At 62.9% G+C, this 14,553-nt stretch carries 15 protein-coding genes; 6 read left to right on the forward strand and 9 right to left on the reverse strand.

All coding sequences use genetic code 11. The annotated features are described in order from the left end of the window. Positions 1–5 precede the first annotated feature (5 nt). The 4 genes from DGA31_RS04005 to DGA31_RS04020 all read left to right on the forward strand — a co-directional run bounded on the left by DGA31_RS04005 (position 6) and on the right by DGA31_RS04020 (position 4,614). Entirely contained in the window at positions 6–1,106 is a 1,101-nt protein-coding gene (locus tag DGA31_RS04005; protein ID WP_109511620.1) for a hypothetical protein, read from the forward strand. Positions 1,107–1,184: 78 nt separating this feature from the next. Further along, the gene (locus DGA31_RS04010) at positions 1,185–1,970 is read left to right on the forward strand and encodes a hypothetical protein (RefSeq protein ID WP_109511621.1); all 786 of its coding nucleotides are present in this window, start codon (positions 1,185–1,187) and stop codon (positions 1,968–1,970) included. Between the two features lie 84 nt (positions 1,971–2,054). Continuing rightward, the gene (locus DGA31_RS04015) at positions 2,055–4,061 is read left to right on the forward strand and encodes a type VI secretion system Vgr family protein (protein WP_109511622.1); all 2,007 of its coding nucleotides are present in this window, start codon (positions 2,055–2,057) and stop codon (positions 4,059–4,061) included. 10 nt (positions 4,062–4,071) lie between these two features. After that, positions 4,072–4,614, forward strand: a complete 543-nt coding sequence (locus DGA31_RS04020; RefSeq protein WP_109511623.1) for a toxin-antitoxin system YwqK family antitoxin — start codon at positions 4,072–4,074, stop codon at positions 4,612–4,614. A gap of 9 nt (positions 4,615–4,623) precedes the next feature. On the opposite strand, the gene DGA31_RS04025 is transcribed toward DGA31_RS04020, so the two are convergent. Continuing rightward, on the reverse strand, positions 4,624–5,016 hold the full coding sequence (locus DGA31_RS04025; RefSeq protein WP_056839557.1) for a DUF4280 domain-containing protein: 393 nt from the start codon (positions 5,014–5,016) through the stop codon (positions 4,624–4,626). 93 nt (positions 5,017–5,109) lie between these two features. Here DGA31_RS04025 and DGA31_RS04030 point away from each other — a divergent pair, with 93 nt between their 5' ends. Beyond that, complete coding sequence (locus tag DGA31_RS04030) at positions 5,110–5,508, forward strand: VOC family protein (protein ID WP_109511624.1); 399 nt, start codon at positions 5,110–5,112, stop codon at positions 5,506–5,508. Positions 5,509–5,625: 117 nt separating this feature from the next. Here DGA31_RS04030 and DGA31_RS04035 read toward each other — a convergent pair whose 3' ends face one another. From DGA31_RS04035 to DGA31_RS04065, 7 genes are all read right to left on the reverse strand, one after another. Further along, complete coding sequence (locus DGA31_RS04035) at positions 5,626–6,738, reverse strand: MFS transporter (protein WP_109511836.1); 1,113 nt, start codon at positions 6,736–6,738, stop codon at positions 5,626–5,628. A gap of 302 nt (positions 6,739–7,040) precedes the next feature. Beyond that, the gene (locus DGA31_RS04040; protein WP_109511625.1) at positions 7,041–8,984 is read right to left on the reverse strand and encodes a response regulator; all 1,944 of its coding nucleotides are present in this window, start codon (positions 8,982–8,984) and stop codon (positions 7,041–7,043) included. Continuing rightward, entirely contained in the window at positions 8,974–9,837 is an 864-nt protein-coding gene (locus DGA31_RS04045) for a sensor histidine kinase (RefSeq protein ID WP_109511626.1), read from the reverse strand. The genes DGA31_RS04040 and DGA31_RS04045 overlap by 11 nt, the downstream gene beginning before the upstream one ends. Then, positions 9,830–10,840 carry an ATP-binding protein gene (locus DGA31_RS04050; RefSeq protein ID WP_109511837.1) on the reverse strand — a complete coding sequence of 337 codons (1,011 nt, stop codon included), beginning with the start codon at positions 10,838–10,840 and terminating at the stop codon, positions 9,830–9,832. The genes DGA31_RS04045 and DGA31_RS04050 overlap by 8 nt, the downstream gene beginning before the upstream one ends. Then, positions 10,837–11,241 carry an anti-sigma regulatory factor gene (locus DGA31_RS04055; RefSeq protein ID WP_056839552.1) on the reverse strand — a complete coding sequence of 135 codons (405 nt, stop codon included), beginning with the start codon at positions 11,239–11,241 and terminating at the stop codon, positions 10,837–10,839. The genes DGA31_RS04050 and DGA31_RS04055 overlap by 4 nt, the downstream gene beginning before the upstream one ends. Then, the gene (locus DGA31_RS04060; RefSeq protein ID WP_056839551.1) at positions 11,238–11,600 is read right to left on the reverse strand and encodes an STAS domain-containing protein; all 363 of its coding nucleotides are present in this window, start codon (positions 11,598–11,600) and stop codon (positions 11,238–11,240) included. The genes DGA31_RS04055 and DGA31_RS04060 overlap by 4 nt, the downstream gene beginning before the upstream one ends. Positions 11,601–11,602: 2 nt before the next feature. Further along, positions 11,603–12,454, reverse strand: coding sequence for an STAS domain-containing protein (locus DGA31_RS04065; protein ID WP_109511627.1), 852 nt, complete (start codon positions 12,452–12,454; stop codon positions 11,603–11,605). A gap of 344 nt (positions 12,455–12,798) precedes the next feature. Between DGA31_RS04065 and DGA31_RS04070 the strand changes: the two genes are divergently transcribed. Beyond that, positions 12,799–13,353 (forward strand): DUF6891 domain-containing protein, encoded by a 555-nt coding sequence (locus tag DGA31_RS04070; RefSeq protein ID WP_109511628.1) that lies wholly within the window; start codon positions 12,799–12,801, stop codon positions 13,351–13,353. A 4-nt stretch (positions 13,354–13,357) separates the two neighbouring features. Here the strand turns inward: DGA31_RS04070 and DGA31_RS04075 are convergent, their stop codons facing one another. After that, positions 13,358–14,545, reverse strand: coding sequence for an MFS transporter (locus DGA31_RS04075; RefSeq protein ID WP_193551490.1), 1,188 nt, complete (start codon positions 14,543–14,545; stop codon positions 13,358–13,360). Between the last annotated feature and the right edge of the window lie 8 nt (positions 14,546–14,553).

Consider the following 14,553-nt stretch of genomic DNA (forward strand, 5'->3'; position numbering starts at 1 on the left):
TGATCATGCATAGCGACTATGAGCAGTTTTACAAAATCGGCAAGAGCCTCAGAGGCTTCAAGGCCGAGCAAGCCAGGTTTGGCGCCTTCCCGCTGCCGACAGACAACACGTTGCTGGCAGCCGAGCTACTGTGCCGCGCCTTCATTGAAAACGATGTGCCCAGGCATTTGGGCGCCATTTGTATTGTCGAGTTGCGCACGCCTTCTGCCATCACCTTTGTCGTGACCGCCTCCGGCGGTGCCAATATCCCTGACAACGCCATTGATCAGTTGCAGTTGTCCTTGCAGGAAGCCATCGGCAGCACCTTTTGCCGAGTAGCCTGTGTGACCTTTGACACAGCGGCTGTTTTTTATTCGCCGTCGCATATCGATACACGCAACTACGTTCTTAATGCCTTTGTGCCACCCAAGGCTACGCCGGAGCTGGCGGACCTGAATGCTGCCATTGATGAAATCAAGCGGCTGCCTAACGGCCTGTTTGGCAGGGACGTCCACGGCAAGCCTATCGGCGGCAGCTTCGATTCGGCAGTCCTGCCGATTCGCCGGTTGCTGGGGTGCGCCGTGGCCTTGCGCTGTGACCTGTTTCCAAAGGCGCAGCAGACCATGGCCAGGCAGAGCATCAAGAGTTTCTGTCAATGGGCAAGCCGTCAGCCGTATGGCGACAGGTGCAACCTGGGTGTTCATGTCGAGGCGTTGTGCATCATGGGCGGCAACCCGAACCAGTATATGTATCGGGATAACCCCAATGTGCCGGTTTCCACCGAAGCTGCCATTCAGAAGCACGTCAACAGTGCCTGGCAATGTGCTGATTCAAGCCGCTTCTGTGCAGAGCCCAAGGCGTTCAACCTGATCGAGGTCCGAGGCCTGAAAGGTGATCTGGCCGGGCAGCTCGCCATGTGGTGGGATGCACGACCCAACCGCTTTTGTACCCCCAATCTTGAAGGCGGTCCCTACACCCAGTTCATGTTGCCTTGTACTTCCTGCCATGCCCGGTCGGCGCAAATGGTAGCAGGGCTTGCGGTGTTCGCCAGTGCAACGGTGACTCGGGACGAACCGATGCAAACCCAGGCCAGCACGGCAACCCGCTTGCGCCGGGGGTCTATCTGAACCTTTCCGGGCTGGATCGACGTGGCGGGTCATCCGCAAGCAGCGCCTGCACCTGCATTCATTGATGGAGACATTGCCATGTCACGCTGGACCAACCAAAACGGCAACACGGCGCCCGACCAGACGGTCTTCACCATGGAGGCCGATCTTTACGGTCCACTTTACGCCGTCCATGGCAAAACCATGGGCGCGACCTGGGCGCATTGCGTACTGGGCCCGGACATTGCGGCACCCGGTGGCGTACAGGTCAATAATCAACCCAGTGTCGGTGGTGAAGGCTGGAGCACTCCCTGGGTCGGCATGGGGTTTCCGGGTCACACCTTCTTGCAGGACGTCGTCAGCTGGAAACGGGGGCACCTGATCAACGGTGAATGGGGCGGTCCGGGCAATGACTGGCGTAACCTGACGATTCTCAGTGCCCAGGCCAACCGTTGGCACACCGGTATCGAAAATCACATTCGCTACTTTCTGGGCGCCTGTCGCAACTATGACCTGAATAACCCGATGCCCAATCATTGGATCGGTGTGGAATATCAGGTGGTCAGATCGATCGATACGTTTGCGATTCCGCCCTCCCATGCCAATGACCTCTACACCTTTGTTCCATCACACATGGTGGTGAGATGGCGAGCCATTACGTTGCCGAAGATTGCCGGAGCCATTCATGTGGTGATTGCACATGCCGTCGCCAATCGGGCGGCATTGCCTGTATTGCCAATCAATTTTGGTCTGTTTGCTCCTTATAATGTGCCTGGCGCGTTGGCGGGTCATCAGGGGGCCGGTAACTACATTGCCGGTGCGCCCTTGTTACACGGGCCCAACGCCAATAATTTCGACCAGGATGTTGAAATCCATAATGTCTGACGCCGGGGTGTTGCCTGCCAGTGCGTCACCAGGCCCCGCACGCTGCGCTCATTGCGTGCCACCCTTATTGCCCGGGATTACCTGATGCCCCGTTTCACCGACACCAACACCAGCCTGTCGTTGACGGCTTCGGCCCTGGCCGCGCTCTATCCAGAGTCGGTCAGTGGCGATGAAGCGCTCAATTCGACGGGGTCGCTGACGCTGCACGGCCAGTGCGATACGCCGTTGACGCTTGCTTCGGCGATTGCCAGCCATGTGACCCTGACCCTGCATAACGATGCCCTGCAGCGACCGCTGGACCTGCTGGTGGCGCAGATCCGCCAGTTGCCTGCCGATGCCACGGCCGACCGCTATCAGGTGGTCCTGCGCCCGTGGTTGTGGTGGCTGACCCTGGCGAGCAATAACCGGGTGTTCCAGAACCTGGCGACCTCGGACATCGTCACCACGATTTTCAAGGCCCACGGCTTTACCGCGTTCAAGCTGTCGCTGACGGCCAGCTACAGCCCGCGCGAATACTGCGTGCAGTACGGCGAGACCGACTTTGCCTTTGTGTCGCGCCTGCTCGAAGAAGAGGGCATCTTCTGGTTTTTCACTCATGAATCGGGGGTTCACACGCTGGTGCTGGGCGACAGCAACGATGCCTTTGTGCAAATCCCCAACGGGCCTGCCGTCAAGTACCTGGGCCAAGGAACGGGCCTGCGCGAACTGCACGGCATTCGCTCCGGGCAGCAGGTGCTGCAGGCGGTGTCCGGGGTGTTCAGCACCACCGACTATGCCTTTGCCACCCCGAGCACCTCGCTGTACAGCCAGGCCCAGGCCAGTGCCGGCCCCTTGGTGATGTACGAACATCCCGGAGGCTATGGCACCAAGGCCCGTGGCGATGCGTTGACCAAACAGCGCATCGACGCCTTGCGCACTCAGCAACAACGCTTTGTCGGTGAAAGCGACTGTCGCTGGCTGGTGCCGGGGCACTGGTTCACCCTGAGCGGGCATGACGACAGCAGCCTGAACATCGACTGGGTGGTCACCTCGGTGGCGCAGGACATCAGCCACGAGCGTTACCTTAACCGGTTCGAAGCCATCCCCAAAAGCGTCAATTATCGTCCGCCACGCCTGACGCCCAAACCGGTGATGCACACCCAGATTGCCAAGGTCGTGGGCAAGGCCGGCGAAGAGATCTGGACCGACGCGAACGGGCGCATCAAGATCCAGTTCCCCTGGGACCGCGACGGTGCGTCCGACGAAAACAGCTCGTGCTGGGTGCGCGTGGCCCAGGGCTGGACCGGCAAGGGCTTTGGCATGCAGTTCATTCCGCGCATTGGCCAGGAAGTGGTGGTCACTTTCATCGATGGTGACCCGGACCGGCCGCTGGTGACCGGCTGTCTTTACAACGGCGACAATGCGCTGCCGTATGCCTTGCCGGCCAACCAGACCCAGTCCGGCCTCAAGACCCAGTCGTCCAAAGGCGGTGCAGGCTTCAACGAACTGCGTTTCGAAGACAAGAAGGACGCCGAGCAGGTGTTTCTGCAGGCCCAGAAAGACCTGGCCATCAACGTCCTCAACGACACCAGCGCCACGGTCGGCCACGATGAAACCCTTACCGTGCAGAACGACCGCACCCGCACGGTGAAGGAGGGCAACGAGACGGTCACGCTGGAGCAGGGCAACCGCAGCGTGACCCTGCAAGCGGGCAGCGACACCCTGGACGTGACAGCCAACCGCACGCTCAAGGTTGGCGGCAACCAGACCCACACCACCAAAGGCAACTACAGCCACACCGTGTCGGGCAATTATTCACTGACCGTCGAGGGCAACCTGACCATCAAGGTCACCGGCACCCTGACCCTGCAAAGCGACGGTGACCTGACTGCCAAGAGCAGTGCCAGCGTCACCCACCAGGCCGGCACTTCGCTGACCAACAAAGCCGGCACCAGCCTCACCAATCAGGGCGGCACCACCTTGACCAACAAGGCCGGCACCAGCCTGACCAATGACGCCGGCGTCAGCCTGACCAACAAGGGCGGCGCCGAGCAGACCGTCGATGGCGGCGCGATGCTGACCATCAAGGGCGGCCTGGTGAAAGTCAATTGAGGGCTGTGTGATGGACAACGTCGTCAAGGTCGACCTCAAGCGCGCCGAAAGCCACCTGCGCACCGCACTGCTTGACGGGCGCCTGGAAGGCCCGGCGCACATCACCGAAACCGGCCGTCCGCAAGCGGCGCTGACCTACCGCAACGGCCAGCTTGACGGGCCGATGGTGCTGTACCACAGCAACGGCGTGGTCAGCGCACGGTTGCATTACCGCCTGGACAAACTGCACGGCCCGGCGCAGTTCTACAGCCCGCAGGGGCCGCTGATCCGCGAGGCGAATTACCAGGCCGGCCTGCTGCATGGCGTAACCAACACTTACTTCGAAGACGGCAGCCTGGCCGCACGCGAGCACTTTCGGCTGGGGCAGATGCACGGCATCAGCCAGCGTTTTCACAGCAACGGCAATGTGGCAGCGCGAATGGAATATGAACGGGGCAAGTTGTTGCAGCGTGCCTGTGAGTTCAGCCGCGACGGACGGCCGCTGGATGCCTACGGCCGGCCCTTGAGGCGCTGGAAGGCCTGGTGGGTGAAGTGGCAGCAGGGACCGCAGTGAAACGGCCCGCTACGGAATCAGCAGCTGGACCTGCCCTGCAAACGCGACCTTGATCACCCCGGCCCACATGCACATCAATGTGCTGTTGGCATCCAGCGCCGGCATCGAGCCCAGCAACATCGTCGGCGCGCCGGTAATCCACGGTGCCACTGTCGCCGGGATGCAGGGCATGGGGGTCGGCACCCCCAGTGCGGCGGCCGTGGCCGCAATCACCATCGGGTTGGCCATGCTCTGGCACATGCCGAACGGCAGGATATTGAGCAGCGGAATGTTGTCCATGATGTTGGCGGCCGGCATGTTGGACACCAGCATGCGGTTGATCGGCAACACCATCAGCATCGAGGGCGCTACACCGAAACTGCATTGCAGCGTGGCGCCGGAACAAACGTGTGGACAGCCCATGGCAGACATTCCCTGTGAACAAAGCCGTGCCGTCATTCTAAGCCGGCCCCGTATCACTCTGCCACGGCAGATTGCCACCCAGGAGAAGAGCGTATGTTCAGTCACATTCAGATCGGCGCCCGTGACCTTGAGCGCCAGATTGCTTTCTACGATGCCGTACTGGCGCCGCTGGGCCTGGTGCGCATGGACGCAGAATCCGACGGCGGTCCCGCCGGGGCCGGCTGGCACACGCCAGGCACGCAGTACCCGCTGTTCTATGTGCAACTGCCTTTCAACGGCTTACCGGCGACCTGGGGCAATGGTGTGCAGGTCAGCTTTGCCGCCGGCTCCCAGGAGCAGGTGCGTGCGGCCTGGCAGGCGGCTATCGAGCAGGGCGGCAGTGATGAAGGCGAGCCAGGGATCCGCGAGCATTATTCGCCGGACTACTACGGCGCATATTGCCGGGATCCTGAAGGGAACAAGCTGTGTTTTGTGCACCGGGACGGGATGTAGCGCCGGATTCCGGACCTGAAATCCGGCTGCAGGAGCGACCCGCGGTCGCGAAAGCCCCTGCATCATTCATGGGCAGATTCGCGACCGTTGGTCGCTCCTAAATGTTTTCGATGCGCGTCAGCCTTGCTTGCCCCTTACCCCGACCACATACACCACCAGTCCCAGCACGGCCATCGCGGCCCCCACATACCCGGTCGAGGTCCAGCCCCAGCCTGCGGCAATGGCCATCCCGCCCAGCCAGGGTCCCAGCGCGTTGGCCAGGTTGAAGGCCGCATGATTGGACGCCGCCGCCAGGGTCTGTGCACCCTTGGCGATGTCCATCAGGCGGGTTTGCAGCACCGGGCCCAGGGCGATCATGGTGCCGACGCAGCCGATGGCCGGCAACAGGGTCCAGATCGAATGCGCCGCAAAGGGAAAGGCCAGCAGCACGACGATTGACCACGCCAGCACGATGCCGATGGCCCGGGCGCCGAAACGGTCGAACAGACGGCCGCCGACGATGTTGCCGATCACCGCGCCGCCGCCAAAGCAGGCCAGGGCGAAGGGGATCCAGCTTTGCGCGGCACCGGCCACCTGCAGCAGGGTCGGGGCCAGGTAGCTGAACACGCAGAACATGCCGGCAAAACCAATGGCGGCAATCAACAACAGCAGGCCGATCTGCGGCTGGCAGAAGGCTTTGAGCTCGTGACGGACACTGCTGGCCTGAGGCTTGTCGCCGGCCGGCAGCAGGCACTGCACCAGGATGCAGGTCAGGCCGGCGAGAATGGCCACGACCACGAACGCATAACGCCAGTCGAGCAACTGGCCCAGCCAGGTGGCCAGCGGGTTGCCGATCAGCATGGCCACGGTCAGGCCCATCAGAACGGTGCTCACCGCCGCGCCGCGCTTGTGCAGCGGGCTGATCGAGGCAGCGGCCAGGGCCGCGACGCCAAAGTAGGCGCCGTGCGGCAGGCCGCTGACAAAGCGCGCGAGCATGGCTCCGTGGTAGTCAGTGACCAGGGCGCTGGCCAGGTTGGCGCTGGCGTAGAACAGCATCAGCGCGACCAGCAGGGTCTTGCGTCGCAATTTGCTGCCCAGCATGGCCAGCACCGGTGCGCCGACAACCACGCCCAGTGCATAGGCGCTGATCAGGTGGCCGACTTGCTGTTCGTTGACCTCAAGCCCGCGGGCGATTTCGGGCAGCAGGCCCATGATGACGAATTCACTGGTGCCGATGGCAAAGCTGCCCATCGACAGGGCCAGCAGAATCCAGAAACGCAGTCCGGCGCTGGGCGCGGTGTTGTTGCCTGTTGACACGAATCGACCTCATTGATAACGGTTAAAAGGCGCTTGTAGGAGCGCGCTTGCCCGCGACCGGCTGCGTTAGCAGCCGTAAACCCTCAGCGTTTCGCAGATTTACAGCCGTAAATCCTCAGCGTTTCGCAGATTTACAGCCGTAAATCCTCAGCGTTTCCGAGATTTCTGCGAGCGCTACGCACTCGGTCGCGGGCAAGCGCGCTCCTGCGACGGCAAAGGTGGGGTTCGGTCACTCATCAGCCTTCTGTAAGGATGCAACCCACCTTTTCCAGCAGTTCATTGATCTGGAACGGCTTGACCAGCATGTCCATGCGCTCGCCCAGAAACATCTGCCGGTTGAGGGCGCCGGCTGCATAGCCGGTCATGAACAGGATCGGCAGGTGCGGGCGCCAGACACGTGCCCGTTCGGCCAGTTCGCGGCCGTTCATGCGCGGCAGGCCGACATCGGTGAGCAGCAGGTCGATCGAGGGATCATGCTGCAGGTGTTGCAATGCGCTCTCGATATCGCCGCACGGTGTACAGCGGTAACCGGCGTCGGCCAGTACTTCGGTGACGAACAGGCGAACCGGAGCGACGTCCTCGACGATCAGCACATGCTCGCCAGCACTTTGGCGAATGGCTGGTTGCGGCACGCGCGTGATGCTTTCAGGCTCTTCGCTGGCCGGCAGCATGATGGTGACTTCAGTGCCACGCCCGGACACGCTGCGAATGCTCGCATTGCCGGCCGACTGGCGGGCGAAACCGTAGATGCTCGACAGCCCGAGCCCGGTGCCCTGGCCCAGCGGTTTGGTGGTAAAGAACGGGTCGAACACCTTGTCGATCAGGGTATGGTCGATGCCGGTGCCGTCATCACGCACGCTCAGGGCCACGTAGGCGCCATCGGCCAGGTTCGGGTCGCCGCTGGAGTGGGCCATGTAGGTGGCGATCCAGATATTGCCTCCCATGGGCAAGGCATCGCGGGCGTTGATCACCAGATTGAGCACGGCACTTTCGAGCTGGCTGGGGTCGACCAGAGCCACAGCGGCATGGGGACTCAGCTCCAATTGCAGGGCGATGCGCTCACCGATGGTGCGCTGCAGCAGCTCTTCAAGCGAGCGCACGCGTTCATTGACGTTGACCGGGCGGGTATCGAGCGGTTGCTTGCGGGCAAAGGCCAGCAAGCGGTGGGTCAGGGACGCGGCGCTCATGGCCGAGCTCAGGGCGGCCTCGGCATAGATTTGCACCTTGTCGAGCCGCGCGTCGGCAACGCGTTTCTGGATCAGTTCCAGGCTGGTGATGATGCCGGTCAACAGGTTATTGAAGTCATGGGCGATGCCGCCGGTGAGGTTGCCCAGGGCGTCCATCTTCTGCACTTGCAGCAATTGCGCCTCGGTGCGGGCACGTTCGGCCACCTCGATCGCCAGTTGGGTGTTGGCGGTGTCCAGTTGTGCAAGGTGCGAGCGTTCACGGTGGCGATGCTCGGTCACGTCCTCGATGAACACCAGGCTCAGGCCCGGCGTGCGATAGGGTGACAGTTGCCATTCGGTTTCGCGCAACTGGCCCTGCACGCGCAGGGTCAGCGAGCCTTGCCAGCGTTCGCCGTCGGCCAGGCGCAGGCGCAGTTCATCAAGCAGCGCGCTCTGGCCGGCGGCAAAACATTCCTCCAGGCCCACGGGGTTGCGATTGTCCTGGATCAACTGGCTGAAGGCGCGGTTGCATTCATGCACCTTCAGTTGCGCGTCCAGCACGGCAATGGGCGCCGACACATTGACGAATATTTCCCGAAAGCGCGCCTCGCTTTCACGCAAGGCATATTCGGTGTCGCGCACCCGTAACAGCGTGCGCAGGGTCGCCAGCAGCACATCCGGGTCGACCGGGTGAATCAGGTAGGCGTCGGCGCCGGCGTTCAGGCCGGTGATGATGTCGCCGGTCTGGATCGAGGCGGCCGAGACATGGATCACCGGCAGCAGGGCGGTGAACGGGTCGGCGCGCAGGCGCCGCACAATGTCGAAGCCGCTCATGTCCGGCAGGTTGACGTCCAGGATCAGCGCATCGGGCTGCTCGGTGTCAATCAGCTCAAGGCCTTCGCCACCGGTGCCGGCTTCCTTGACCAGGTAACCGTGCTTTTCCAGGCGCCGGCGCAGGGCATAGCGGGTGGCGACATTGTCGTCAACGATCAGCAGGCGCGTATCACGCTTCATCGGCGCCATCCTCATCGAGCGCCAGCGGAATGCTCACAAAGAACGTCGACCCGACCCCCGGGGTGCTCTCGACGCCGACCCGGCCGCCAAGCAACGTCGCAAAGCGCTTGCACAGCGACAGGCCCAGCCCGGTGCCGCGCAGGCGCTTCTGCAGCGGCGAGTCGACCTGGGAGAAGTCTTCGAAGAGCGTGTCGTGCAACTCGGACGCGATGCCGATACCGGTGTCGCTGACCGCAAAGCGGATCTGGTTTGCGCCCTCCAGCCTTGCCGAAACCCGCACTTCGCCCTGGGAGGTGAACTTGAGTGAGTTGGCAATGAAGTTGCGCAGGATCTGCGCCAGCTTCTTGTCGTCGGTAAACAGCTGTGGCAAGCCTTTGGGTTCTTCGAAGATCAGGTCGACGTTACCGGTGTCGACGATGGGGCGGAACATGCCGCGCAGGGCCGCGAACAGGTCGAGCATGTCGAACCAGTCCGGGGAAATCGTGATGCGCCCGGCCTCGATCTTGGCCAGGTCCAGCAGGTCGTCGACCATGTTGCTCAGTTCGCGGGTGGCGGTGCTGATGAACGCCACTTGTTTGTGCTGCTCCACGCCCAGCGGGCCGTCGAGTTCATCGCTCAACAGGCTGGTGATGCTCAGGATCGAGCCCAGCGGCGTGCGGAACTCATGGCTCATGTACGACAGGAAGCGGCTCTTGAGGTCCGACGCCTGGCGCAACTGGTCAGCCTGATTGTCGAGTTCCGAATACAGCGCCAGTACACCCTGGTTGGTCTCATCCAGTTCGGCGCGCAGGGCGTCGTTTTCAGCTTGCAGTCGCTTGATCAACGCGGCCTGGTCATTGGCAAGGTCAGTCATGCTGCGTCTCCAGTTTCAGCGCGATGACCGTCACATCGTCGCGGCCGCGGCAGTAGTCGCGGTGCAGGACGGCGGCGATCACCGCAGGGTGGCGATGTACCAGGCCCGGGTAATCGCTCAGGTTCCAGCGTGACTGCAAGCCATCGCTGTACAGAATCAAAAGGTGTTCGCCCACGTGCGGGAAATCGAACGATTGCGCCTTGCGGTACTGCACGCCCACGATGCCCGGGTGCGAGGCCAGGCCCCGGGCACGCTCGGCATTGATCAGGCTGGCACCGATATTGCCGATGCCGGTAAACCTCAGGTGTCCGTCAGCGGCCTGGTATTGCGCGATCGCCACCGCGCCGCCCCGGGTACCGCCCATGGCATGGTGCAGATCGTCCATCAGCAGGGTCGGTGCCGCGAAGGGTGCCTGGGCAAAGGCTGACTCGCCGGCCCGACCGGCCAGTTCGGCGTCGGGCCCGTGGCCGAGCCCGTCGATGACCAGCACGCTGAGGTCGCCACCCTTGAGACTCAGGTGCCAGACATCACCACAGGCCGGATCGTTGTGCAGCGAGTGCTGGCTGACGCCGAAGGCCAGGTCGCGGGCCTTGTCGTCACGTCGGTACAGGCGCGCAAGCACCACCGCACCACGCGCGTCGGCATGCACATCGAACACGTCGGCCAGGCGCGACACCGCGCCCAGGCCGATGCCTTGGGTACCACCGGTGGAGAAGCCATCGGTCAGGCAGGCCGGCAGGTCAAAGCCCTGGCCGCGGTCCACGGCCAGCAGTTCGATGCCGAAACCATTGAAGCGCGGCAAGACGCGCAGGTGCAGCTCGCCACGGGCTGCGTGCTTGAGCAGGTTGCTGGTCAGTTCCGTGGCCACCAGTGCCACACGGCCGGCGTCGGTCTCGTTGAAGCCATGCTCCTGGGCGAGGGCCTGGGCGCTGCGCCTTGCATGGCCGACCTGGCTGCTGTCATCAATCGGCAGGACCCAGGTCAGGGTGCCGCTGAGGGTCATGTCCATCGGGTAATCGTTATGCGGGTGCCCTGGCCGGGTGCGGTGTCCAGTTCGAATTCATCCACCAGCCGCCGGGCACCGGTCAGGCCCAGGCCCAGGCCGCCGCCGGAGGTCCAGCCGTCGGTGAGGGCCAGCTTGAGGTCGGGAATGCCGGGGCCTTCGTCACGAAAGGTCAGGCGCAGGCCGACCCGGGTGCTGTCGTCGAGGATCTGCCAGTCCATGTCGCCACCGCCGCCGTACACCACGGTATTGCGCGCCAGTTCGCTGACAGCGGTGACCATCTTGGTCAGGTCGACCAGGCGCATGCCGCATTCGGTGGCCAGCTTGCGCGCGGTCTGGCGGGCCAGGACCACGTCCTGCTCGACGGCAATCGGCTGGGTACCGCTGCTGCGCTCGATCATCGAAGATTCACTCGCTCGCGCAACCGTTGCATGCCGCGCTCGACGTTCAGCGCAGTGCTGACGCCGGGCAGGTCCATGCCCAGCTCGACCAGGGTGATCGCCACGGCCGGCTGCATGCCGACCAGCATGGTCTCGGCGTCCATGATCCGCGACAGGCCGGCGATGGTGCCGATCATGCGGCCGATGAAGGAGTCGACCATGTCCAGTGCCGAGATGTCGATCAGCACGCCACGCGCCGAAGTCTTGCTGATCAATTCGGCCAGGTCGTCTTGCAGCGCCATGGCCAGTTGGTCATGCATGTCGACCTGAATGGTCACCAGCAGAAACTCGCCCATGCGCAGGATCGGGATCTTGTCCATGGTCAGACTGCTTTGTTGAGATTGATGCCCAGGCGGGTCAACGCCAGCTTCAGGGCATCGGACAGATTGGCCTTGGTCACCACGCCCTGCAGGTCAAGGCCCAGGTGCACGATGGTCTGGGCAATTTGCGGGCGCACGCCACTGATGATGCAGTCGGCGCCCATCAGGCGGATGGCCGTGACAGTCTTGAGCAGGTGCTGGGCGACCAGGGTGTCGACGGTGGGCACGCCGGTGATGTCGATGATGGCGATTTCCGAGCCGGTGTCGACGATGCGTTGCAGCAACGACTCCATGACCATCTGCGTGCGTTGCGAGTCCAGGGTGCCGATCATGGGCAGGGCCAGCACGCCGTCCCACAGCTTGACCACCGGGGTCGACAGCTCCAGCAGTTCTTCCTGCTGACGCTTGATCACCGCTTCCCGGGATTTCTGGAAGGTGGCGATGGTGTGCATCCCCAGGGCATCGAACAGCTCGGAGATTTCCAGAAGCTGCTCGGTCAATTGCGCCGGGTCGTTGCGGTAATGGTCTTGCAGCACACTGAACAGCGGGCCCTTGAGCGCAAAGATGAAATTGGCCGTCTGTTGCGAGTCCATGCCCAGCAGGGCACGGCTGGCCGACAGCTTTTCCAGGAACTGACGGGTGTCAGCCCAACCGGTGGCGGCTGTCTGCGTGCCATGGCCGTCTTGCAGGCCGCTGATCACCAGCTGCAGGAACTCTGCGGTCTGCTGCTGCAGATCCTGTTCCTTGACATTGCGCGTGGCGCCCTTGGCTTGCAGGCCTTTGCGCCAGGCGTCCAGAAGCTGCGGCTGGTTATTCTTGATCGCCTCGATCGTGCCGAGTTGCAGTACTGCCATGAAAGATGCTCCCGAAAAATAAACGCCGACTTTCCCGGAGTAATCGGCGTATGAAACTGACATTGCAGGCTCAGGATAGTTGAGCCCACCGTGCAGCCTGCATGGAAAAATAGCGGCTGTGCTGACTTGTATCAATACGTTGCAGAGTAATTGAATCTGCAGGTCGAGAGAATAGACCTGTCAGGGCGGTCGCGTATTTAAATCAGTAAGTTATAAATGATCCACCGCGCCATTTTATTCAACGGGTCAAGACCTTGTACACCGGACGGCGTGGTGGAACCTCATGGGTCGGTGCCGGTCGGATAGGCCGTGTCCATCTGCCTGCCCTATTCAAGGAACCGCCAATGAATGAAGACGAACGCTATGTCGCCAACAGTATCCGCCTGTGGGTGTGGTCCGGTTTTTATACCGTCGAAGAAATGACCGACATGGTCGACGACATTCTGGAAGACGATTGCGACGATGAAATGCTCAAGGGCCTGATCGAGCCGGAACTACAGAACAAGCGTGACCAGCAGAAAACCTGGCCGACCGTCACGCCCTGTGACCGGCTTGATAGCGTGTTTGAACAGCTTCACGAAGCGGGTATTTGCGCCTTGGGCAATGCCGGTTACACGATGTCTGAGGGTTTTACTGAAATAGCCGAGGCTGTTCACGATGCGCCCGAGGGACACTATCACGGCTTCTGTTTCTATCACGGTCAGGATGTGGAGCGCGCTATAGAAGAAGGCGGTCTGATGATCGCGTTCGGGGCGATGGCCGATGATGCCGATCACAGTCTGCGTGTGGCCCGGCATATCGTCGATGCCCTGCAAGCGGCCGGTTTCGATGTGGCCTGGGACGGCACGATTGAACAACGTATCGATCTGCCAGGGTTTCAGTGGCTGCGCCGTAGCTGAATCCTCAAGCGATCGGCCCCTGTCGCTTGATCAGGCGCACCAGCCACAGGCACAAGCCAAAGGCAATCAGCGCCAGGGCCGTCAGCAGGTGGATGACCGCCTCGCTGCCCCAGGTGGCCATGACATAGCCGCAGGCCAGGGGCGCTGCGGCCTGGGCGAGCAGGGCGGGGCGGGCCATGCGCCCCGACACCACGGCATAGTCGGCTGAATGCACCACCACCATCGGCAGGGTGCTCTTGACGATGGCGCGCAAGCCGTTGCCCACGCCGTAGCAGAGCAGGCCCCAGATCACCAGGTCCTGGGCAAAGTCGACCAGCAGCAGGCCCAGGGCAGTCATGCCGCTGGACAGCAAGGCGGTGAACATCGGCGCCTGGCGCTTGATCAGCAGGTCCCCGACACGGCACAGCACCTGGGCCGGGCCGATCAATGCGCCCAGCGCAATGGCCGACGCCAGGCTGTGACCGCGTGCCTGCAAGACCGTGAGCAGAACGATGGACAGGCACGTCATCAGCGCGGCAGCGATCGCAAACAGCGCCGTCATGCACCCGTAGATCGAGGGCGCAAGGGCCTGTCCGTTGCCAGCGGCAATCTTGGCACGGGGCGGCATCGGCACATGCTCGGCCAGGGCATAGCGGTACAGTGGAAACAGGGTGAACAGCACGATGACGCCCAGCACCGCGCAGGTCGAGCGCCAGCCCATGGCCTGGTTCATGATCGCCAGCAGCGGCCAGATCAGGGTGGTGGTGAAGCCCGAAATCAGCGTGATGCCAACGATCACCGGCCGGGCCTTCATGCCGTACATCGCCCCCAGCGAGGTGAACAGTGCGTCATACAGGCCCGTGGCCATGGCCGCGCCCAGCACGGCCCAGGCCAGCAGGAACACCGGCAGCGACGGGGCGATGGCCAGCAACCCCAGGCCGGCGGCGAGGATCAGGCCGTGGGCCGCCAGCACCTTGCGCCCGCCCACCCGCGCAATCAGCCGACCGCACAAGGGCGACAACAGGGCCGCCACCAGCAGGCCTAGCGAGGCACCGCCCAGCACCCATTGATGCGACCAGCCGGTGTCGGCCGCGATGGGGTCGGCCAGGACGCCGAGCAGGTAGAACGAGCCGCCCCATGAGAGGATTTGCAGCAGGCCAAGCAGGACGATCTTGCGGCGGTTGGGGCGCTGGGGTTCGGTGACGGTGTTCAAGCGGGGTC

The organism is Pseudomonas ovata (assembly GCF_003131185.1).
Lineage (GTDB): Bacteria > Pseudomonadota > Gammaproteobacteria > Pseudomonadales > Pseudomonadaceae > Aquipseudomonas > Aquipseudomonas ovata.